This is a genomic window from Promicromonospora sp. AC04, assembly GCF_003058225.1.
In the GTDB taxonomy this organism is placed as follows: Bacteria; Actinomycetota; Actinomycetes; order Actinomycetales; family Cellulomonadaceae; genus Promicromonospora.
On sequence record NZ_QBUG01000005.1, the window covers coordinates 264,957 to 284,709 of the forward strand.

General features: G+C 71.0%; 17 protein-coding genes and 2 tRNA genes. 6 read left to right on the forward strand and 13 right to left on the reverse strand.

Annotated features, from left to right (window positions below; all coding sequences use genetic code 11):
- Nucleotides 1-134: 134 nt before the first annotated feature.
- Complete coding sequence (locus C8K30_RS15285; RefSeq protein ID WP_108493757.1) at nucleotides 135-632, forward strand: DUF3145 domain-containing protein; 498 nt, start codon at nucleotides 135-137, stop codon at nucleotides 630-632.
- Nucleotides 633-706: 74 nt separating this feature from the next.
- Here C8K30_RS15285 and C8K30_RS15290 read toward each other — a convergent pair whose 3' ends face one another.
- The 4 genes from C8K30_RS15290 to C8K30_RS15305 all read right to left on the reverse strand — a co-directional run bounded on the left by C8K30_RS15290 (nucleotide 707) and on the right by C8K30_RS15305 (nucleotide 5,074).
- Nucleotides 707-1,627, reverse strand: a complete 921-nt coding sequence (locus tag C8K30_RS15290) for an HTTM domain-containing protein (RefSeq protein ID WP_108493758.1) — start codon at nucleotides 1,625-1,627, stop codon at nucleotides 707-709.
- A complete protein-coding gene (locus tag C8K30_RS15295; RefSeq protein WP_146197494.1) occupies nucleotides 1,624-2,598 on the reverse strand; it encodes a DUF5819 family protein in 975 nt (324 codons plus the stop codon). Before C8K30_RS15295 ends, C8K30_RS15290 begins: the two co-directional genes overlap by 4 nt.
- Nucleotides 2,599-2,686: 88 nt before the next feature.
- On the reverse strand, nucleotides 2,687-3,280 hold the full coding sequence (locus C8K30_RS15300; RefSeq protein WP_108493760.1) for a potassium channel family protein: 594 nt from the start codon (nucleotides 3,278-3,280) through the stop codon (nucleotides 2,687-2,689).
- Nucleotides 3,281-3,475: 195 nt separating this feature from the next.
- The gene (locus C8K30_RS15305) at nucleotides 3,476-5,074 is read right to left on the reverse strand and encodes an MFS transporter (protein ID WP_108493761.1); all 1,599 of its coding nucleotides are present in this window, start codon (nucleotides 5,072-5,074) and stop codon (nucleotides 3,476-3,478) included.
- A gap of 252 nt (nucleotides 5,075-5,326) precedes the next feature.
- On the opposite strand from C8K30_RS15305, the gene C8K30_RS15310 reads away from it, so the two are divergent.
- A tRNA-Ile gene (locus C8K30_RS15310) sits at nucleotides 5,327-5,403 on the forward strand.
- A gap of 238 nt (nucleotides 5,404-5,641) precedes the next feature.
- Here the strand turns inward: C8K30_RS15310 and C8K30_RS15315 are convergent.
- Both C8K30_RS15315 and C8K30_RS15320 read right to left on the reverse strand, forming a co-directional pair.
- Nucleotides 5,642-8,317, reverse strand: coding sequence for a polysaccharide lyase family 1 protein (locus C8K30_RS15315; protein ID WP_108493956.1), 2,676 nt, complete (start codon nucleotides 8,315-8,317; stop codon nucleotides 5,642-5,644).
- Between the two features lie 208 nt (nucleotides 8,318-8,525).
- A complete protein-coding gene (locus C8K30_RS15320) occupies nucleotides 8,526-9,683 on the reverse strand; it encodes a M15 family metallopeptidase (RefSeq protein WP_146197495.1) in 1,158 nt (385 codons plus the stop codon).
- 149 nt (nucleotides 9,684-9,832) lie between these two features.
- On the opposite strand from C8K30_RS15320, the gene C8K30_RS15325 reads away from it, so the two are divergent.
- Nucleotides 9,833-10,402 (forward strand): hypothetical protein, encoded by a 570-nt coding sequence (locus C8K30_RS15325; protein ID WP_108493763.1) that lies wholly within the window; start codon nucleotides 9,833-9,835, stop codon nucleotides 10,400-10,402.
- Nucleotides 10,403-10,424: 22 nt separating this feature from the next.
- Here the strand turns inward: C8K30_RS15325 and C8K30_RS15330 are convergent, their stop codons facing one another.
- The gene (locus C8K30_RS15330; RefSeq protein ID WP_158281019.1) at nucleotides 10,425-11,408 is read right to left on the reverse strand and encodes a BadF/BadG/BcrA/BcrD ATPase family protein; all 984 of its coding nucleotides are present in this window, start codon (nucleotides 11,406-11,408) and stop codon (nucleotides 10,425-10,427) included.
- Between the two features lie 390 nt (nucleotides 11,409-11,798).
- Here C8K30_RS15330 and C8K30_RS15335 point away from each other — a divergent pair, with 390 nt between their 5' ends.
- Nucleotides 11,799-12,785 (forward strand): aldo/keto reductase, encoded by a 987-nt coding sequence (locus C8K30_RS15335; RefSeq protein ID WP_108493765.1) that lies wholly within the window; start codon nucleotides 11,799-11,801, stop codon nucleotides 12,783-12,785.
- Between the two features lie 54 nt (nucleotides 12,786-12,839).
- Here C8K30_RS15335 and C8K30_RS15340 read toward each other — a convergent pair whose 3' ends face one another.
- Complete coding sequence (locus C8K30_RS15340; RefSeq protein ID WP_158281020.1) at nucleotides 12,840-13,505, reverse strand: GAP family protein; 666 nt, start codon at nucleotides 13,503-13,505, stop codon at nucleotides 12,840-12,842.
- Nucleotides 13,506-13,701: 196 nt separating this feature from the next.
- Between C8K30_RS15340 and C8K30_RS15345 the strand changes: the two genes are divergently transcribed.
- Nucleotides 13,702-13,774, forward strand: a tRNA-Asn gene (locus C8K30_RS15345).
- Between the two features lie 115 nt (nucleotides 13,775-13,889).
- Here the strand turns inward: C8K30_RS15345 and C8K30_RS15350 are convergent.
- Complete coding sequence (locus C8K30_RS15350) at nucleotides 13,890-14,837, reverse strand: ATP-grasp domain-containing protein (RefSeq protein ID WP_108493767.1); 948 nt, start codon at nucleotides 14,835-14,837, stop codon at nucleotides 13,890-13,892.
- Between the two features lie 82 nt (nucleotides 14,838-14,919).
- Entirely contained in the window at nucleotides 14,920-15,591 is a 672-nt protein-coding gene (locus C8K30_RS30350) for a TetR/AcrR family transcriptional regulator (RefSeq protein WP_146197496.1), read from the reverse strand.
- Between C8K30_RS30350 and C8K30_RS15355 the strand changes: the two genes are divergently transcribed.
- Nucleotides 15,565-16,776 (forward strand): serine hydrolase domain-containing protein, encoded by a 1,212-nt coding sequence (locus tag C8K30_RS15355; RefSeq protein WP_158281022.1) that lies wholly within the window; start codon nucleotides 15,565-15,567, stop codon nucleotides 16,774-16,776. The two genes, C8K30_RS30350 and C8K30_RS15355, sit on opposite strands and share 27 nt — an antisense overlap.
- 160 nt (nucleotides 16,777-16,936) lie before the next feature.
- On the opposite strand, the gene C8K30_RS15360 is transcribed toward C8K30_RS15355, so the two are convergent.
- The 3 genes from C8K30_RS15360 to C8K30_RS15370 form a co-directional block, all read right to left on the reverse strand.
- Entirely contained in the window at nucleotides 16,937-17,479 is a 543-nt protein-coding gene (locus C8K30_RS15360; RefSeq protein ID WP_108493769.1) for a DapH/DapD/GlmU-related protein, read from the reverse strand.
- Nucleotides 17,469-18,455 (reverse strand): LysR family transcriptional regulator, encoded by a 987-nt coding sequence (locus C8K30_RS15365; RefSeq protein WP_108493770.1) that lies wholly within the window; start codon nucleotides 18,453-18,455, stop codon nucleotides 17,469-17,471. The genes C8K30_RS15360 and C8K30_RS15365 overlap by 11 nt, the downstream gene beginning before the upstream one ends.
- Before the next feature lie 141 nt (nucleotides 18,456-18,596).
- Nucleotides 18,597-19,733: a hypothetical protein gene (locus tag C8K30_RS15370; protein WP_108493771.1), complete on the reverse strand. Its 1,137-nt coding sequence runs from the start codon at nucleotides 19,731-19,733 to the stop codon at nucleotides 18,597-18,599.
- Nucleotides 19,734-19,753: the final 20 nt, after the last annotated feature.

The window sequence follows — 19,753 nt, forward strand, 5'->3', positions numbered from 1 at the left end:
CGGGCCGTTTCGCCTCGCATGTCGCCGATGAATCGGGCAGGATGTGGTCCGAAGCACCGCTGTGCAGCCGACCACAGCGTCACCGCCCGGGTGAGGACGTAGGGGAAGACGTACCTCGACCCAGGGAGGAAGACATGGCCGGTGTCATCACGCGGGGTGTGCTCTTTGTGCATTCCGCGCCTCGTGCCCTGTGCCCCCACATCGAGTGGGCCGCGGGGAACGTTCTAGGCGTGCGCGTTTCCATGGACTGGACCGCACAGCCCGCAGGGCGCGGTCTGTACCGCGCCGAGTACTCGTGGCAGGGTCCGCAGGGCACCGGCGCCAAGCTGGCGTCGGCCCTGCGCGGGTGGTCGCACCTGCGTTACGAGGTCACCGAGGACGCGAGCAACGGGGCCGACGGCGCCCGCTGGTCGCACACCCCCGACCTCGGCATCTTCCACGCCATGACGGACGTGCACGGCAACGTCGTGGTCCAGGAGGACCGGGTCCGCGCCGCCCTGGAGCTCGCCGACCCGCGCGCCATGCGGGACGCGCTCGACCTTGCCCTGGGCGCCGCCTGGGACGACGAGCTGGAGCCGTTCCGCTACGCCGGCCTCGGCGCCCCGGTCCGCTGGCTCCACCAGGTCGGCTGACCCTCCTCGGACAGACGGGTTGACCACAGCGCTTGCTGCCAAGAAGGGCCCCGGCCTGGCAGCAGCCGCTGTGGTCAACCCGTCCGTTCCGGCGGTTGGTGGCGCCAGCGGGCGATCGTCGCGTCGCGGAGGAAGACGCAGTCGCCCGCCATCATGAACAGCGAGAAGAACGGCAGCCCCATGATCACGGCGATGCCCGCGTGCATGGCCAGCGCCCCGGCCACGCCCGCCACCCGCAGGTGTCGCTGCAGCAGGAGGAGCGGGAACGCGAGCTGAAGAGCGAGCGTCCCCCACGTCACCGCGGCGACCAGCCACCCGCTGCCCGCTACGAGGTCCGCCAGCGGCGGCCACGGCCGGAACTGCGGCAGCATCAGCGGGTAGTACACGGCCGTTCCCTCGCGCCACTCGGTTCCGTGCAGCTTGAACAGCCCGGACAGCACGTACGCCAGGCAGATCTGCGCACCCACCGCCAGCACGGCGGCGTTGTGGAGCAGGTTGCGCACCTGCGTCCGCGCGGGCCGCGGGCGGGCCGACGCCGTCAGGGCCGACGCCGGAAGGCCCGCCCCGCTCCCCCGGCGTCGGGCATCGAGGGACCAGCGGGCCGACGTGTCCGCGAAGCACAGGTAGACCAGCAGGATCCGCGAGATGTTGTCGCCCTGGTCGGCGACCAGGGGGTTGATCGCGGTCAGGCCCGTCCAGCCGAGCACCAGCAGCGGCACCGTCCACCGGGCCCGCCAGCCCACCGTGACCAGCACGGCCACCAGGAGCAGCGCGACGCAGCCCGCCGTGAGCAGCGGGCCGCTGGCGAGCGCGTGCCCGCCGAGCGGCGTCGTCCAGCGGGCCCCGGTGCCCCACAGGGCCTGGCGAGCCGAGAAGTTCACCGCGACGTACCCGCCGATGCCCAGGCCGAACACGATGCGCATCAGCGCGACGCCGTAGGTCGCGTGGGCGGATGCGATCATCCAGCGCACACCGACGTCGAGCAGGCGGGTCACCGGGCGCCCTCGCCGGGCCGGGCGTCGCTCCGGACGGCGTCGTCCCGCAGCGCGTCGTCGCGCACAGCGTCGTTCTGCAGCGCGTCGTTCTGCAGCGCGTCCCAGGTGGCGCGGAAGGCGGCGGCGTCCTGGCCGCGCACGACGACGGGCGGGCGGGCCCCGAGGGTGAGCTCCGTCGGCTCGGGACGCTCGGCGGTCCCGTGCGGCGCCAGGGCGTGGCGCACGATGCTCACCTGCACGTACACGGGATCCTGACCGGTCGACGCCGTTCCCGGCGCGCCCTCCCGCACCTCGGCCGGGGAGGCCAGCAGCACCTGCGTCGCGTAGGCGGCAAGGGCCCGGTCCATGCCGAGGTACTGGTCGACGGCGTCCGGCGCGGCCCCGGTGTCGAGGAGCGCGGCGCGCAGGCCGGGCCAGGGATCGGCGTCCGCGGCATGCTGGCCGTCTGGGGGCGGGGCCAGGACCATGACCCGGGCGTCGTCGGGCAGCGCCAGGTAGGCGGCCCGGGCGTCGGACGCCAGACGGCGGGACGGGCGCTCGGTCGCCGCCGGGAGCAGGTGCCCGGTCAGCGCGCGGACCTCGACCGCCGTCGTGTCGATCCAGGGACCGGGTACGACGGCGCCGTCGGGCCCGCGCGCGTAGCCGCCCCGCACGCGCAGGGCGTACTCCACGTGCAGGGGCGAGGGCGCGAAGATCGACCAGTTCTGGGCGAAGACCGGGGTCATATAGGTCTCCAGGGCGCGGTGGGCGCCGGAGGGCGTTTGGGTGCCGCCCTCGTCCTCCGGCCGGCCCAGCACGTAGCCCGGCGCCGTCCACACGAACGTGGCCACGAAGTGCGCGAGCAGGAGCACCCAGACCGCGACGACGAGGCCGCGTACGCGCCTGGAGACAGCCAGGGCCTCGCTCGACGGCTCTTCCGGCGGGTCCATCGGACGGGGGCGGGTGTCCCCGCCACCCGGTGCGCTGCTCACCGCGCACAGGGTGCCAGAAGCAACCACCCTGGTACAGCCCGCCCTGATCCGGACGGGCCTGTTCCAAGCCGTGCCCGAGCCGGTTCCCCTAGTACCCGGCCACACCTCGGCTCTTCTTGACCGCGCCGAGGATCACCTGAAGCCCCAGTCCAAGGAGGATGAGGTCCAGCAGGATCTGCCCGGTGACGAGCAGCCTGACCGCCTCCGACCGAGGCACGATGTCTCCGAAGCCGACAGTGGCGAACGTGCTGACGGTGAAGTACAGGGCATCGGATCGGGTGAGCGGCTCGCTGAACGTCGTCGGCGCCTGGGAGCTGAGCATGAAGTAGGTGGACGCGAACAGGAGCACGAAGAGCGGGACGATCGTCGCCAGCGCTTGGATCGCTCGTATGCCCGGATACCTCGACCGGACAATTGCACGAACCTCCCAGAACGTCGCCGCCGCGAGCACCACGAGGCCGAGGACGAGTCCGAACGCCAGGGACGCGGCCGAGTCCGTGTCGAGGGGCAGCACGTAGTAGAGCACCAGCAGGAGCAGCGAGGTCACGCCGGCACGCAGCAGGCCGAGCATGATCATCGTCCGGCGTCGCCGGGTGCTCTGGGAGCCCGGTGCGGCATCGCTGCTTCTGGCCTCGGCGTCCCCGTCGTCCCGCTGCGGATCGCGTGCCTGCACGTCGGCCACCTCCAGAGTGTGGACAGGTCCACTCTGATCCTCGCGCCCCGCGACGGCCACCGCGATCTCGTGAGAGACCGGGTGAGCCGTCGCGGATTCTCAGCCCTTGACGCAGAGCACCGTCCGGAGCCGGGCCACGACCACGACGAGGTCGGACTGGGCGCCAGGACATTTTGGCGCCGGGCCGGGACGTGGCGCGCGGGATCAGCCGAGCTCTGTCCCGTCGAGCGAGGACGACGGCTTGTGGTCGGGCAGCCGCACCATGCGGAAGGAGGTCCCGAGTCCGACGAGGCCGGCGAGCAGCGGTACCAGCAGGGCCACCTGCAACGAGCGGTTGCGGGCCTCGTTGTTGATGGCCAGCACCTCGGCCTCGACCTCCGGCGGCTGGCCCGTGATCTGCTCTGCGAGCTGGGTGTTGCTCATGACCTCGGCCTCGGTCTCGAGAGCGGTGGCGATCTGCTGCTGCTCGGCCGCGGGGACGACCGAGCTGTCCTCGGTCAGCTGGTTGAAACTGAACGCGAGGACGGCGAGCAGGATGCCTCCGGACATGGCGAGGCCAAAGGAGAGGCCGAAGGACCCGGCGGCCGAGTTGACGCCGGCGGCCTCGCTGACCCGTTCCTCCTCGACGGGGGCGAGCGTGAAGTTGTTGAGCTGCGAGACCAGCAGGCCGAGCCCGCAGCCCGCGATCGCGAGCGGCAGCACGAGGTACCAGCCGCTGTCGACGCGGGGGACGAACGGGATGATGATCGCGATCCCGAGGCTGGCCAGCAGGAACCCGACGCGGATGATCGCGGCCGGACGTCGGCGTCCGCTCCTCCGACCCGCCACGATCGCCGCGGCAAACATCGTCAGCGAGAGCGGGGTCAGGGCCAGGCCCGCCTGGAGCGCGTTGTACTCGAGGGTCATCTGCAGGAACAGCGGCAGGGCGATCATGGCCCCGCCGAGAGTGATCTGCTGGAGCATCTGACCCGTTACCCCGGTGGTGAAGGTGGGATGACGGAACAGGCCGGGGTCGAGCAGGGGGACCCTGTGCTCGCGGACCCGTCGCACGAGCCACCGGGCCAGCGCTACCAGCGCCACGAACCCGACCACCATGAGCAGCCCGACGAACTCGCCGCCCTCCTGCCAGACCAGGATCCCGAGCACCACGCCGCCCATGCCGAAGACGGACAGGATCGCGCCGACGACGTCGACCTGGCGGGAGCCGGTGTAGGGGACGTCGTGCACCAGCCTGATCTGGCTCAGGACGACGGCGATGATGAGCGCCTCCAGCCCGAACCCGACCCGCCACGACAGGTAGGTGGTGACGAACCCGCCCAGCAGCGGGCCGATCGCGGCGGCGATGGCGGCCGCCGCGCCGACCATTGCATACGCCTGCTTCTGGGCGGCCCCGGTGAAGTTGCCGTGGATCAGCGACTGCATCGCCGGCAGGAGCAACGAGGCCCCGAGACCGCCGACGAGGGCCCAGAAGATGACGATCGCCGTGAGGCTCTGCGCGAGCGTCATGGCCACCGCCCCGGTCGCGTACGCCAGCAACCCGAGCACGTAGGCGCGCTTGCGCCCGATCAGGTCGCCCACCTTGCTGTTGATCAGGATGAACGCCGCCGAGACGAGCGCCTCGAGCGCGATGGCGGACTGCACGCCGCTGGCCGTGGTGTCCAGATCCGTGACGACAGCGGAGATGGACACGTTCATCAACGAGGTGTCGACGACGAGCACGAACATCGCCGCCGCGAGCAGCAGCATCAGCCGTCGGTTCTTCGCGCCACCAGGTTCGGTGCCTTCGCCCGGTCCGATACTCATGTCGCCGCCTCGGCTCACGGTGCGCGGTCCGGCCCGCTTCGAGCCAGACACCCGGCATGGTCCGCATACCGACGCACAGGGCGGGTCGGTGGCCTTCGGTGCCGCCCCGTCGCTCAGGATCGAGACTACCGAGGCCGACGGCAAGGGGCGCGCCAGGGCATTTCGAGGCCTTCCTGGGGACGTGCCCGCGTGAGCCTCGCCGGCACCAGCCGCCCGAAGCAGTAGGATCCTTTTCGCGGCATCGTGCCGCGGGCCCCGTTAGCTCAGCTGGTCAGAGCAGGAGACTCATAATCTCTCGGTCACAGGTTCAAGTCCTGTACGGGGCACCATTTGGCCTGGGAGGTCATCACCAGGGGGTGATCTTTGCAAGTTCGACGGCAATATCACCCGGTTTCACCAAGGCACCGCGCATCCTCCCGCCATAACCTGATGACATGCCCTCGCTGGGGCGGGGGTAGCCCAAACGGTCAGGGGCTCGCAGGTCCCGCGTATGCGGGGACGGCGAAGCGCCCCGGCGCTATCCTCACGGTTTCGCCAGGGCGCTTCGTCGATCCTGGGCCGTCCCGGCTACAGGTTCACGGGACTCCCGCCGATCGTCACCGCCAGGCGGCCGTCGGAGGCAAAGGACCAGGCCAGGGACCCTGAGTACTGCGCGCACCGGGACCCGTTGGAGCCGGACCACCACTGGTTGCCGCCGGCGTCGTTGCCGATGATCCGGTCGTTCGACCCGCTGTTGCAGGAGGTGTTGTTGCGGAAGGTCGAGGAGCCGGCGTCGAAGTTGTAGTTACGCTCCTCGTTGCCGATGCTCAGGTTGTTCTCGATGGTCATCGACCCGGGGTTGCTGTTGTAGGTGAACCCGTGCTTGCCGTTGTCGAAGGCGATGCTCCGCTTCACGGTGTGGTTGACCCCGATGTCCTCGCCGCCGAGCTTGTAGCCGTTGCGGTCACCGTTCCCGGCCTGGGAGCCGTCGGACAGGGTCCCGTTCCCGTACGAGAGCGAGTCCTCGATGGTGACGGTCCCGATCGGGCCGGTGTCGGGCTTGGTGTACAGGTCCCAGCCGTCGTCGATGTTGTTGTGGGACACGGCGTACCGGAACACGTTCCCCGGGCCCACCGTGAGCTTCGGCGCGAACCCGTCGGCGTCCTCGCCGTCGGAGTCGGCGTTGTCGTGCGACTCCGAGGACACGATGAGGTTGTTCGAGGGCCACTCGCTGCTGGGCGCCCCCGCGGTATACCGGGAGAGCTGGAGCCCGGAGTCGTTGTTGAACCGGGTCACGACCCGCTCGATGACGTTGTTGTCCCCGCCGAGAAGGATCCCGTTGTCGCCCGCGTTCTGCACGACTATGCCGCGCAGGTGCCACCAGTCGCCGCCGATGGCGAGCCCGCGGTTGGCCGGGTCCTCGCTCTGTGCCGAGAAGTTCAGCACCGGCGTCTCACCGGCGTAGGCGAACAGCTCCGTACGGTTGCCCGAGGTGCCGCTGTTGCCCGGCGCGATGTCGACCGTCTGCGAGAGGTTGTAGGTGCCCCCGCGCAGGTAGATGGTGCCGCCGGCGTCGATCCGGTCGATCGCCGCGGTCAGCGTCGTCGGGCTCGCCACGGTCCCCGCGGCCCCGTCGGTGCCGCCCGGCGCCGCATACAGCACGGCCTCGGTCGGCTCGGCGGTCCCGCCGTCGTCCCCCGGTTCGGTGGTTCCACCACCGCTCGACGACGCGGCGGCGTAGGTCTCGAACTCGGCGATCCGCGGCGTCGCCGACGAGCTGGTGATCTCGAAGTTGAGCTTGCTCAGCGAGGTGGTCGCGAACGAGATGACGCCGGCGCCGCTACCGGTGGCCAGGACGGCGCCGGTGTCGTTGTTCACCACGCGCCACGACCCGATGTTGCCGACGGCGCCGGAGGCCTCACGGATGTTGATCCTCGACACCGTGGTCGCGGATCCCCACTTGACCGAGACACGTCCCGTCGAGCTTGCGGGTGACCAGTAGGTGCTCATGCTGCCGTCGAGCACGTTGCCGAAGCTTGTCCCGCTGGCCTTGCTGGAGCCGTCGGCGCCCGCGCCGATGCTCAGGTTCGCGCCGGTCGGCGGGTCGGTCGGATCCGTCGGGTCCGTCGGCGTCGGGTCGGGGTCCGGGTCGGTCGGCGAGCAGCTGCCGTCCGACACCTGGTTGCCCTTGTTCGCACCCGCCGTCTCGCTGACGACCGCCGGCACACAGCTCGCCCCGTCCAGCGGGTACGCGTACGGGATGCTCACCGAGGTGTTCGACGTCGGGTTGGGGCCGGCGGGGTTGTTGTCGTCGCCGGGGCTGGACCACGTCACGTTGTCGAAGACGTTGCCGGCGACCTGCCAGTAGCCGGCCTGGTCGGTGTAGAACGTGCCGAGCACGTCCTTGGAGTCCTCGAAGTAGTTGTTGTCCACCTTGGCCTTGGCCCCGGCCCGCGAGTTGATCCCGGACTCGACCAGGCCCACGTAGTGGTTGTTGTAGATGTGCGCGATGCCGCCGCGCAGCAGGGGCGCGCGGGAGTTGAGGTTCTGGTACAGGTTGTGGTGGAACGTCACGAAGCCGTTCGAGAGGTCGCTCTCGCTGGACCCGATGAGGCCGCCGCGTTCGGAGTTGCGCAGGATGCTGTACGACAGGGTCACGTACTTGGTGTCGTCCTTCATGTCGAAGAGGCCGTCGTAGCCCTCCGCCTCCCCGCCCGAGGCCTCCAGCGTGAGGTGGTCGGCCCACACGTTCCTGACGCCGCTCTCCATGCCGATCGCGTCGCCGCCGTTAGAGATCGGCGAGCCCGACTTCTTGACGTTCCGGACCGTCACGTTCTGGATGATGATGTTGCTGGCCTCGCGGATGTGGATGCCGAGCTGGTCGAAGACGGCCCCGCTGCCGACGCCGACGAGCGTGACGTTGCTGATCTGCTTGAGCTCGATGACGCCGTCGGCCGTGTTGCAGCTGGGGCCCGACACCTTGCTGGTGTTGCCGTGGTTGATGGTCCCGGTGACCTCGATGATGATCGGGGTGCTGCTGCTGGCGCGGTTGCACAGTGCGGTGTGGATCGCGGTTCCCGTGGTGGCCCGGACCGTCTGCCCGCCGGCGCCGCCGGTGGTCCCACCGTTCTGGGTGGCGAAGCCCGTGGCCGGACCGGTGGCGGCCGCCGCGTCCGGAGCGGACTGGGTGGTCACCCCGATCGTGACCGCGAGGGTCACCGCAGCCACCGCCGAGAGGATCTGGACAGCTCTTGGTCGTCTCATCGTCATTGCCTCACGTTCGTCGTTGAATGCGGGACATTGCTGTGGTGCGCACACCGGATCGATGCGGGATCACCTGAGGCGCCCGCCCCGACGCTGGGGCGAGAGAACCCGGGTGAGAAACACACCCACGGGGAACCGGTTTCCCAGATCCTAGTAACCGGTTTCTCAGATGGCAACCCTTGGGCCCTGCGGCCTGAATGACAGTCCCTCAGGAGGTCTCGCGGGCGAGCACCGACTGCCAGTGCCACGGCTCCGGAACGCGCCCGTCCGGCTCGGCGAACGCCGGGTGCACCCAGCCGTAGGACCCGGCGTTGGCCTTGAGCCAGTTGTACTGCGGGGTGCCGAACGTCTGCACGCCGCCGCCGATGTCGACCGCGAGCCCGAGACCGTGGTTGGAGCAGCCGGGCGGGGCGGCGATCGGCGACGACGGGTCGTAGAGGGCCGCCTGCTCGGCCAGCGTGCGGTAGGACGAGTTGATCGTCAGGTGCTTGCCGAACGCCTTGCTGTACGCGGCGTCGAGCGCGATCAGCCCGTCCAGCACGTCGGTCCGTACGAAGTTCGTGGGCGACCACGGGATCGGGGAAAGGTCGGAGCTCGGCACGACGCCGCTGTCGGGGTCCCACACATGGTCGGGCTCGGGGCAGGTGGCCGCGTCCTGCGCGGCGACCATGGCCTGCGTCGCCATGGTGACGACAGAGCGGTTCCTGCTGAGGTCGAGCGCCGCCTTCTCCAGCTCGGCCAGGTCCGCGCCGCCGAGGCTGCTGCTGGCGGCGGCGTCGGCAGTGGTCACGGCTTCCAGGGCGGCCTGCAGCCCGGCCTGGACTACCTCGTACTCACCCTCGCCCTGGTCGAACCCCTCGCCCTGGGTGGCCTCGTAGACCTTCTCGCCGCGGCTCTTGGCGTCCGCCAGGGTCCGGCGCGCCGCGGTGACCTCGGCGCGGGCCTGATCGACCATCGAGGCCCGGACAGCGTCCGACGCCGTCACCAGGGACGCCCGGGCGTCAGCCGTCCCGGTGGTGGTGAGCTGCGTGGTGAGCCGCGTGAGGACCGGCCCGCCCAGCAGGGCATCGGCCTCTTCGATCCGCGCGGACAGGTCGGTGCGGGTCGCCGGTTCGGCGACCTTCCCCGCAGAGGACACCAGCAGCTCCCTGGCCGAGGCGGTCTGCCCGGCGAGCTCCTCGGCGTCCGACACGACGTACCAGGCGACCCCGCCGCAGGCCATCGCGAGGGCGACCACGAGCGTCGTGACGACGAACACCCGGATGCCGCGCCGCCGGCGGCTCTTCGCCTCGCGCCGGTCTCTTGCCGTCTCGCCGACCATCGTGCCCGGAGGATCGGCTGGAGGCGCGGGGCTCGTCAAGGTCACGAAGCCAGAACCTACGGCACCCGACGCATACCCGCAGACCGGCCGGCGGGTGAATTGGGCCCGTGGCGGAAGCGGACACGTCTGACCGCGAGGCGCCGCGCCCACACCTCGACGTCCGTTCCTCCGGTGTGCGGCACTACGGTGGGCCCATGGGGTTCCGATCGTGGTTCGGGCGCCGCCCGCAGAAGGCGGTCCGCCGCACCGTCCGCTCGCATCGCACCGACTCGGTGCTGGCACAGGCCCCGCTGGTCACGTCGGCGGGCGAGGCGTGGGTTTTCGCCACGCGCGCCGAGCTCCTGCTGATCTCGGCGCCCGAGGCCGCGAGCGCCCAGGGCGACGCGGAGTCGCGGGGTGCGCCGTCGGTCGTCGTGCACCGGGAGTGGGCCGACGTCGACCGGGCCACCTACGACACGGAGTCCAACGTCATCCGGGTGCACTGGGTCGACGGCGACGAGCCGACGCCGCTGACGCTCGACGGCCGGCGTTCAGTGCTGCCGCAGGTGCTGCGCGAGCGGGTGCAGTGGTCGGTGGTCCTGGCGGAGCCGGTCAAGCTGCCTGGCGGGCGTTCCGCCCGCGTAGCGGTCCGACGCCGGGCGGACGGGGAGCTGTTCTCCCAGGTGATCGGCGGGCGCGAGGTGGACCTGACCGACCCGGGCACGGCGGAGGCGATCGACGCCGCCGAGGCTCGCGTGCGAAACGCGGCGGGGCTGCCCGCCTGAGCCTGAGCGCAGGGACCGTCGGTCAGCCGGCCGCGGCCGGACCTGGCCCTGCGGGCGACGCACCAGCGCGCACGGGGGCCGCGTCTCCGTCGAGCAGCTCGTCGAGCGCTATCACGCCGGGATCCTGCGTCCCCATCCGGACCGAGAGGAACGGGCGGTTCGACGGCACGCCTTCGGGCGTCTCGAGGAGCCTCCGGGCCAGCACGAGAGCGCCGTCCAGCGGCTCTCCCACGGTCGGAACCATCTCGACGTCGGGGCGGACCTCGGTCACGTGAGACATGACCAGGGCTCGCAGCTCGGGGACCTTGGCCATCAGGTTTCCGGTCGTCGCCACGCGGGCTTCGACGCCCGGGTGGCCGAGCACTGCGCACAGGGTGTCCGCCAGCCCTCTCGCGGCCGTCGCGCGGATCGCGACGCTCACGGGATCACCGGCCTCTGCCGCGGCCAGCACGTCCTTGGCGAACTCGGCCAGCAGGCTGAGCGCGTCCGGACGACTGTCGAGGGCGACTCCGTGCCGTTGCCGGCCGAAGTGCCGCTCGGCGGCCCGCAGCAGGACCTGCGAGGCGCCGTCCTGACGTCCGTCACGAGCCTTGTTCGCGGCCGTGAGCCCCTCGCGGCCGATCCACCCTCCGCTGCCCTGGTCCCCGACCAGGTATCCGAGCCCGTCCGCGAGGTACCAGCGGGCATACTCGTCGACGGCGACGCCGACCGCGCCGGTGCCCACCACCAGCACGGCACCCCCGCGCCCGCCCAGGGCTCCCAGGTGTGCTGTCACGGCGTCGGTCGACACGGCGGTCCGTTCGGTTCCCAGGCCGCGCGCGAGAACGTCGTGCAATGAGTACGGGTCGAGACGGCCGGCCCGGTCCATGGCCATCATCCCGCGGAGCCCGACGGCGGCCGCACTGATCCGCGGCGCTCCGGCTCCGCCGTGCGCGGCGTCGAGCTGACGCACCAGGTCCTGGCAGAGCCCGCGGATGACGGTGGGCGCGTCGCTCAGCCCGTCCACGACACGTAGCGGTGGGCCTTCCACCCGAACGTCGGGTCGGCCGGGCCCAGGACTGGCAACAGCGCGCGAACCAGTACCCCCGAGGTCCAGGCCTACCACCCAGGTGTCCTCCGGTGGAGGGTCCGTCACGCGCCGCGTGTCTGCTGCTGGCCGCACCCCAAGATGGTGGCACAACACCTGGGCGATAAGCGGGTCGTGCACGAAATATCCTCGTACTAACGGCGATTCCGCGTGTCGCCGCGGCATGTCGCCGGGGCCGGTGCCGCCCGACGACGGTGCGTGGCGGCCGACCATCGCTCAGTGCCGCGGGACCGCCGGTGATCGCAGGACCTCCTCGGCGCCCCGGGGCTAGCGTGTGGGGCACCACCCACCGCGAAGGAGACTGTCACTATGCACACTCGTACGCTCGGCCAGGGCCTGGAAGTCTCCGCCGTCGGGCTCGGTGCCATGGGCATGTCCCAGGGCTACGGCCCCAACCCCGGCCCGCGCGAGGACATGATCGGCGTGCTGCGGGACGCCGCGGACCGCGGGGTCACCCTCTTCGACACCGCCGAGGTCTACGGCCCGTACGTCAACGAGGAGCTGGTCGGCGAGGCCCTCGAGCCGCTGCGCGACCAGGTAGTGATCGCGACGAAGTTCGGCTGGCGCATCGAGGGCGGTGCCTCGGTCGGCCTGGACAGCCGGCCCGAGCACATCCGCGAGGTCGCCGACGCGTCCCTGCGGAGCCTGCGCACCGACGTGATCGACCTGTTCTACCAGCACCGCGTGGACCCGGACGTGCCGATCGAGGACGTGGCGGGCGCCGTCGGCGAGCTGGTGCAGGCCGGCAAGGTGCGCCACTTCGGGCTGTCGGAGGCGAGCCCCGCCACGATCCGGCGGGCGCACGCGGTGCACCCGGTCACGGCCGTGCAGAGCGAGTACTCGCTGTGGACCCGCGACCCCGAGCCGGAGGTCCTGCCCACGCTCGCTGAGCTGGGCATCGGGTTCGTCCCGTTCAGCCCGCTCGGCCGGGGCTTCCTCACCGGGTCGGTCGACGCGTCGACGTCGTTCACCGCCGACGACATGCGGGCCTCCATCCCCCGCTTCACCGACGAGAACCGGACGGCCAACCAGGTGCTCGTGGACCACGTGCGGGCACTCGCGCAGGCAAAGGGCGCGACGCCGGGCCAGGTGGCGCTCGCGTGGCTGCTCGCCCAGCAGCCGTGGATCGTGCCGATCCCCGGCACGCGACGCATCGAGCGCGTCGAGGAGAACGCCGGCGCCACGCAGGTGGCGCTGTCCGCCGACGACGTCGCCGACCTGAACGGGCTGGCCGCGCGGGTCGGCGTCCAGGGCGACCGCTACAACGAGGCCGGTCTGGGGATGGTGGGGCGCTGAGCTCTGGTTCTGGGGCTGAGCTCTGGTTCGGGGGCGCTGAGGGATGCCGAGCGATCAGAGGTCGTTCAGGCTCTCACCGACGAGGATCGCACCGATCACCAGCAGGACGAGCGCGACCAGCACCGTGCTGTTCCGCCCGAGCCACACGCGCGTCTGGTCCAGGGGCCCGGTCACCCGGTCCTCGGCGAACCAGAAGGCGACGACGACGGCGATGGTCGCAAGGCATGCGATCACCGCATAGCCAGCGGCAGCGGCGACCGTGGCGCCGGCACCGAGATCGGCGGCCGCGATCGTCAGCCCGGCGCCGGCGCCGAAGGCCAGCTCCTTCACGTTGACCGTCGAGAGCACCACGCCGATCCGCGCGGCCTGCAGTACGGATGCGTTCCCCATCGTGGCCATCCAGGCGGGCTGGTCGCTGCTCTCGTTCCTGTCCGGCCGACGGACGATCTGTACGACCGCCCAGACCATGAGCACGGCGCCCAGGACGATGCGCAGCAGCAGACCGATCGGTGACGTCCCGTTCGACTCGGGCAGGAGGTCCGCCAGGAGCGCCACGATCGTCGCGACGCCCGCGACGGTGACGACCCGGGCCGCCACCAGGGCCGTGCCGGCCGCTTTGCCGGCGGGCGCACCCAGCACCAGAAAGACGGCGATGAGCGGGACCGGGCTGAGCGCGACGCCGACGGCGTACGGGAGCAGATCACCGACGACGTCGACCATGTGGGTGATCATCGCAGCCGGGACCCGACACCACCCGGTGGGCGAAAGATCGGCGTCGGCGGGCTCCCTGACCGGCGTCGCGCGGGTGTGATCGACTTCGCTGCGACGCGGGTCGAATATGGGTCAGGACAACCCGCCTGAACCTGTTAGAGTTTTCACCGGTCGCCCACCCGGTGCACGGGACGGGCGAACGCGATCCCGCGTAGCTCAGCTGGCAGAGCATCCGACTGTTAATCGGACGGTCGTTGGTTCAAGTCCAACCGCGGGAGCCGCAAACACTGCAGGCCAGTACCTCTTGGTACTGGCCTGCAGTGCTATGTCTGGGAGCCAGCAGTCCGAACTGACTTGTGTTCAGCAGGCGCTGGGCGTCCATTGCCGGAGGGATCACGGCACTCTCGAGCCTGCTGAATCGAGGTCAGGAGTGACTAGGTCGGCGGCGGCCAACGCCCGCATGAGCGGGGCAGGGTCCTGGGTGGCAGGGAGGTCACTGACCTGGCCGTCGCCGACCTCGATCACCCGCCAGACTCCGTCGGACCGCAGTGCGAGGTCCGTGGTCACGAACGGGGCGCCCAGGGTGTGCACGCTCGTGCCGACGGCGTCGCGCACCTCGGTCGGCACCTCGACCGTGGTCCCGGAGGGCGCGTCGGGGTGCGGGGTGATCAAGACCGCCGATCCCTCGACCCACCAGATGCGCGCCTCCAGGGTCCGCCCTGCGTCGTCGGGCACGAACGATTCGAAGGCACGCACAACGATCCCGCCGGTCAGGTCGTCGCCTTGCAGCTCGACCATTCTTGCGATCACGCGGGTGGCGGCCGCCGTGTCGGCCAGGTCGGGCACGAAGCACGCCTCGTGCCACTCGTGCTTGCGGGACTTCACGTAGTCCTTCACCACGCCGGGACCGCCGTCACACAGCGGTTTGATGAGCGGGCCGACATCCGCGCTCGTCGGCGTCCGGCCGGCCGCCCAGGGCGACCAGACACTCGCCGGGGTCAGGTCCGCGAATCTGCCGTACCAGCCGGGCAACTCGTGTGCGGCGCGGTAGGCGGTGGGGCCGGTCAGCAGCCGAACTCCCCGAGCGCTCAGCTCGGTGGCGAGCCGCGAGTACGCGTCGGAGGGCAGCATCCAGCCGCGGTACCAGGCAGTCTGTCCGCCGTCGGACGGCGGAACCCGACGCACCGCCGCCCGGACGTCGCCGGCGAGGATCGCGTCATGGTCCACGACCGCCACGTCCACGCCCGCCTGCCGTGCGGCGTCGGCCTCGCGCATGAAGTGCTGGTCAGGGACTCGTGGGGCTAGCGGGTCGGATGGAACCAGGAGCAAGGGCGAGGCCATGCGTGGACCGTACCGGCTGGCGAGAGCGAGCGACCACGACGGTCCCAGCGGAGCGGCGAGGCGGCGCGGTGGTCCGTGACCCTCAGTCCATGCCCGCTGACCGGAGCGATCGAATCGCTGCCAGTGAGACGTCCCGCAGCGTCACCGGGACCTTGGCGTCGTGCCAGTGGTCGGCCGCGGCCTCCAGCGTGGCGAGGGCCGCCAGGGCGTGGACGCGCGCGTGCAACCGGTCGTCGCGCTGCGCGGCGGGAAGCGCGTCGATGAGCTGCTCGGCACGAGCCCGGGCCCGGATGTGTGCGGCGCCGGCGATCGCGGGTACCTCGTTGGCGAGTCGGATACGGGTTCGGGCATCTCGCTCCGCCTCCTTGGCGGACGTCGTCGGCAGGTGCTCGAGAACGTGCTCGAGGGCTGCGGGGATGTCGAGGCCGGTCCGGATCTCCTTGATGATCGCGCTCGTGAGCTCGTCCTCCAGCGGGTCATGGAGGACGAGGTTCTCCTTGGTGACGAAGTACCGGTAGACGGTCGCCACCGAGACCTCGGCCGCGGTCGCAACCTCCTCCATGGTCACCTCGTCGAATCCGTGCCGATCGAAGAGCTCCAGGGCCGCTGTCTGGATGCGTCGTTCCGTCTGGCTGCGTTTTCGAGCTCGCAGCCCAGCTGGCTGTGCCGCGCCACCATCATGTTCCCCTGCCTTCACACCGCAGATGATACCGGCTATCTTTTGATAGTGACTTTCAAATTGGTACACGGCCACTGTGAGCCCGGCTACGGCCCGGTCGCGGACCTCCTCACCCGCTTCATCGACTCGGGGCGAGAGGTCGGCGCATCACTCGGCGTCTACCGCGCGGGACATCCGGTCGTGGAGATCTGGGGTGGCCACGTCGATCGCGTGCGCACTCGTCCCTGGGAACGGGACACCATGACGCCCATCGCGTCCACCAGCAAGGCGCTCGCCACCTCAGCCGTGCTGCTCCTCGCCGACCGGGGCGTCATCGACCTGGAACGGCCCGTCGCCGACTACTGGCCGGAGTTCGGACAACAGGGCAAGGCCGAGATCCCGGTGCACCTGGTGCTGGCCCACCGCTCGGGCCTGGCGGCCCTGGACACGTCGGTCAGCAATGACGACGCCGCCGCTCTCGACGAGGTGCTCCACCGGCTCGAGCGGCAGGGGCTCTGGTGGGGTCCGGGCACGCGGCACGGCTACCACGCCGTCACCTACGGGTACATCTTGAGCGGGCTGGTGCGGGCCGTGACCGGGCGCACTGTAGGGCGCTTCTTCGCCGACGAGATCGCGACTCCCTACGGCCTCGATCTGCACCTCGGCCTCCCCGTCGACCAGCATCACCGGGTCGCCCCGATGGTCGGTCCCTCGCAGAGCCAGGCGTTCCGGTCTCTGCTCAACCCGACGTGGCTCCCGTACGCACTGGGCGTTCTCGACCGCCGATCCGCTTCCTACCACGCCACGTTCGGCGGCAGTGCCGCGGGTTTCGACGACCACGACGAGCTCACCCGGTACGAGGTCGAGGACGCGTCCGCCGGCGGGGTGGGCAGCGGGCTTGCCCTCGCCCGCCTCTTCGCTGCCCTCATCGGACCGGTGGACGGGCACCGGATCATCTCCGCCGGGCTCATGAACTCCGCCCGACAGCCGCAGGCGAGCGGGCGTGACGAGGTGTTACGCATGCGGACCGACTGGGGTCTCGGGTTCCAGCTCCCGGGCGGTCCCATGTGGCCGAGCGTCGGGGTTCCCGGCCTGTTCGGGCACACGGGAGCGAGCGGATCCCTCGCGTTCGCCGATCCCGAGCACGAGCTGAGCTTCGGCTACACCCCTAACTACTGGGGCGAGCTGAGCAGGGTCGGCAGACAGTCTCAGTTCCGGTCCACCGAGCTCACCGAAGCCGTGTACGCGGCCGCCGGCATCAGCCGCTGGGCGGCGCGCTGAGCGGCCCGGCGCGTCGGGGGCGGCCCGAACTGACTTGGGTTCAGCAGGCGCGAGACGTCCATTAGCCCCGGTTTCATGGACTCATTGAGCCTGCTGAACCAGACTCAGGAGCGGCAGCCCTTGTGGCGGGCTTGCGGAGCACTCGATCTGGGAGGTCCCGTCACCATCGTCGTCGTACGGCGGCCTTTGTGCCGGTCACCAGGCTCGCCGCGGGCACGTCGTCGGCCACTACCGCTCCCGCGGCGATCACCGCGTCCCGGCCGATGCTGACGCCCGGCAGGATCGTGGCACCAGCGCCGATCCACACGTTCTCCGCCACGTCGATGGGCGCGCCGCTCAGCCACTCCCGGCGCTCCCCGGGATCGACCGGGTGACCCATGGTGATGAACGTGGCCCTCGGTCCGACCATCACACGCTCGCCGAGCCGGATGCCCGCGTAGTCCAGGAACGTGCAGTTCTGGTTGATGAACACGCGCTCCGCCAGGTCCAGGCGCAGGCCGTGGTCCGTGTAGAAGGGCGGATAGATAGTGGTCCTCGCGGGCAGCGGCCGGCCGAGGATCCGTTCGAACAGCTCGGCCTTGCCCGCCTCGTCCTCGAAGGGCAGGGCGTTCAGGCGGGAGGTGAGCTCGGTGGCTCGCAGAACCCTCTCGGACATGGCCTGGAACTCGGCGCTGCGGATGCGCATCAGACGGTCATCGGGCATGCCTGGTTCCCTTTCGAGCGTGAGCGATGTCGCCGTCGACCCGTCGTGGGGTCGTGGCCCAGGACGGAAGCCAGACAGGCTCCGGAAGCCTCGGCAGGCTCTCGAAGTGGGCGATGATCCCGCGGAGTCCCGGGTGTGGATTCGTTCTGGGGAGGATGAGCGAGAGCGGGTAGGCAAGTGTCGGATTGACGATCGGGATGCGGCGCAGGTCGTAGCTCGTCGGCCAGAGGTACCGGTCGCGCGCCCCGACCAGGGTGGCCACGTCCGCCGAGTCCGCGAGGGTGTCCAGGAGTACCTCGTCACCGAAATGCGGGCCCGCCGCGTCGACACGCAGGTCGAAGTCCGTGACGAGCTGGTCGTAGAAATCTCCCCACTCGCTGCGGGGCGCAATACCAGGCACCCAGATCCGGTGCTTGCGCAGCTGGACCGGCGTCAGGGCTCGCGCCGAGGCGAGCGGATGTCTCGGGCCGACGAGGAGCTCCAGCGGGGAGTCGAACGCATGGATCATCTGCACCTCGCGCGGAAGCGTTGCCGGGTCGGTGACGGTGCGGAACGAGGCGTCGATGTCGCCCGCCTCGACGGCGGCGACCGCCACGCGCGGGTCGTCGACCCTGAGGGTCACTACGTCGAGGTTGGTCTCGGGATGCGAGCGCCAGTAGTCGTGCAGCACGACGGCCTGCGCGCTGCGCAGGCCGAGCACGTCGATCCGAAGGGCCCGGGAGCCCGGCCTGACGGCGGTGACGGCGCGCTCTACGCCCGTGACGATGCTCCGGGCGTGCGGGAGGAACGCCTGGCCGTCGAGCGTCAGCTCGACCCCTCGGGCCGTACGGGTGAACAGGCGGACGTCCAGCTCGCGTTCCAGGCCGGCGATCCGCTTGGAGACCGCCTGCTGGGTCACGCCCAGCTCGTCGGCCGCGTGCTGCAGCTGTCCGAGCTCGGCCGCCCGCACGAACGATCGCAGCGCTTCCGTATCCACCGATTCAGCGTATCCACGCACAACCGACGGTTGTGGCTCGCCCGGAGCCGGTTGTTTGCTCGCGCTCCAGTGCGTCTGAGCTGACCCAGGTGGCCATACATTCGGTTGTCGCAACAGGCCCGGAGCCGGCCCGCCGCACGCTCAGGGCCCGGGTACCCAGTCCTCGTCGTCCAGGACCCACGCCGCGCCGTCCGGTTCCTGCCGGACGGCGTCGGCGAACCAGTAGGTCTCGTCGGGATTCCACCCGGCGATGACGCCGGCGGTGTCGTCGTCGACCGGGATGGCCGTGCCCGCGGCGGCGAGGTACGCGGCGGCGGTGAGGTGGACGGCGTCGTGGTCGACGGCGATCTTCGTCCAGTCGGGGATCACCCAGCGGCCCGCGCGGCCGGTGGTGCGGTACCAGTCGTGCCGCTTCTGGGCGGTCACGTCCAGCGGGTACGCGCGGCACAGCGCGGCCCACGTGGCGGCACCGTCGATCTCGCACACGCGCACATCCGCGGGAACCTGCACCCGCCGGGCGACAGCGCGCTCCCACCCCAAACCGTCCTCGACCAGCCAGAGGCCGGCGGGCCCGGGGCGGCCGAGGCTCCGCGTGGTGCGGGTCAGGTCCGACGGCGGGGTGGACCACCACGAACCGCTCCAGGAGGCCGTCGGGTCGGTGGGGGCGTGCTTCAGCGCCTGCCGCTCGTCCTTCACGACGTCGGCGCGCCACTGCGCCAGCCGCTCCCCCGCCCCCGGCCCGGCGCCCGTCATCGCACCGGCCGACGCCGTCGCGTCCGCATCCCAGGTGATCGTGTGCTGATCCGCGCGGGCCACGGGTTCGCTCCACCAGCCGACGGCGGCCCCGAACCCGGCCACGTGCACGGACCCCGCGACGTGCACCGCTACACGACCCAGCGCGGCACGCACGACGGGCGTGGCGGCGAGCAGGTCCTCGCCGTCGGGCTCCTGCCAGTACCGAGCGTTGGCCACCGCATCCGCGAGCGCACGAAGCACGAGGCCCTGCTCGACGTCGGCGAGGTGGACCCGGCCCAGCAGGGACGCCACGGACTCCGGCGTCGCGGCGGTGAGCTCCGCCTCCTGCGCGCCAGGACCGAACGAGACGATCGACTGGCCCCGCCCGGGGTCGAGGTCGTAGGCGGCCCGCATCGTGGCCGACGCGAGCGGCACCCCCGCCTCGTCGCAGTCCGCGAGGAGCGCCTCGGACCCGAGCGCGAGCTCCAGCAGGAACCGCCGCCCGCGCCAGCCGCCCAGCAACGCCTCTGGCGTGATCGTCATCCTCGGCTCCTCCTCATCGG

Coding starts and splice junctions, on each gene's coding strand:
- C8K30_RS15285 (WP_108493757.1), top strand. CDS start 135: ATGGCCGGTGTCATCACGCGGGGTGTGCTCTTTGTGCATTCCGCGCCT.
- C8K30_RS15305 (WP_108493761.1), bottom strand. CDS start 5,074: ATGAGTATCGGACCGGGCGAAGGCACCGAACCTGGTGGCGCGAAGAAC.
- C8K30_RS15315 (WP_108493956.1), bottom strand. CDS start 8,317: ATGAGACGACCAAGAGCTGTCCAGATCCTCTCGGCGGTGGCTGCGGTG.
- C8K30_RS15325 (WP_108493763.1), top strand. CDS start 9,833: ATGGGGTTCCGATCGTGGTTCGGGCGCCGCCCGCAGAAGGCGGTCCGC.
- C8K30_RS15335 (WP_108493765.1), top strand. CDS start 11,799: ATGCACACTCGTACGCTCGGCCAGGGCCTGGAAGTCTCCGCCGTCGGG.
- C8K30_RS15340 (WP_158281020.1), bottom strand. CDS start 13,505: ATGGTCGACGTCGTCGGTGATCTGCTCCCGTACGCCGTCGGCGTCGCG.
- C8K30_RS15350 (WP_108493767.1), bottom strand. CDS start 14,837: ATGGCCTCGCCCTTGCTCCTGGTTCCATCCGACCCGCTAGCCCCACGA.
- C8K30_RS15360 (WP_108493769.1), bottom strand. CDS start 17,479: ATGCCCGATGACCGTCTGATGCGCATCCGCAGCGCCGAGTTCCAGGCC.
- C8K30_RS15370 (WP_108493771.1), bottom strand. CDS start 19,733: ATGACGATCACGCCAGAGGCGTTGCTGGGCGGCTGGCGCGGGCGGCGG.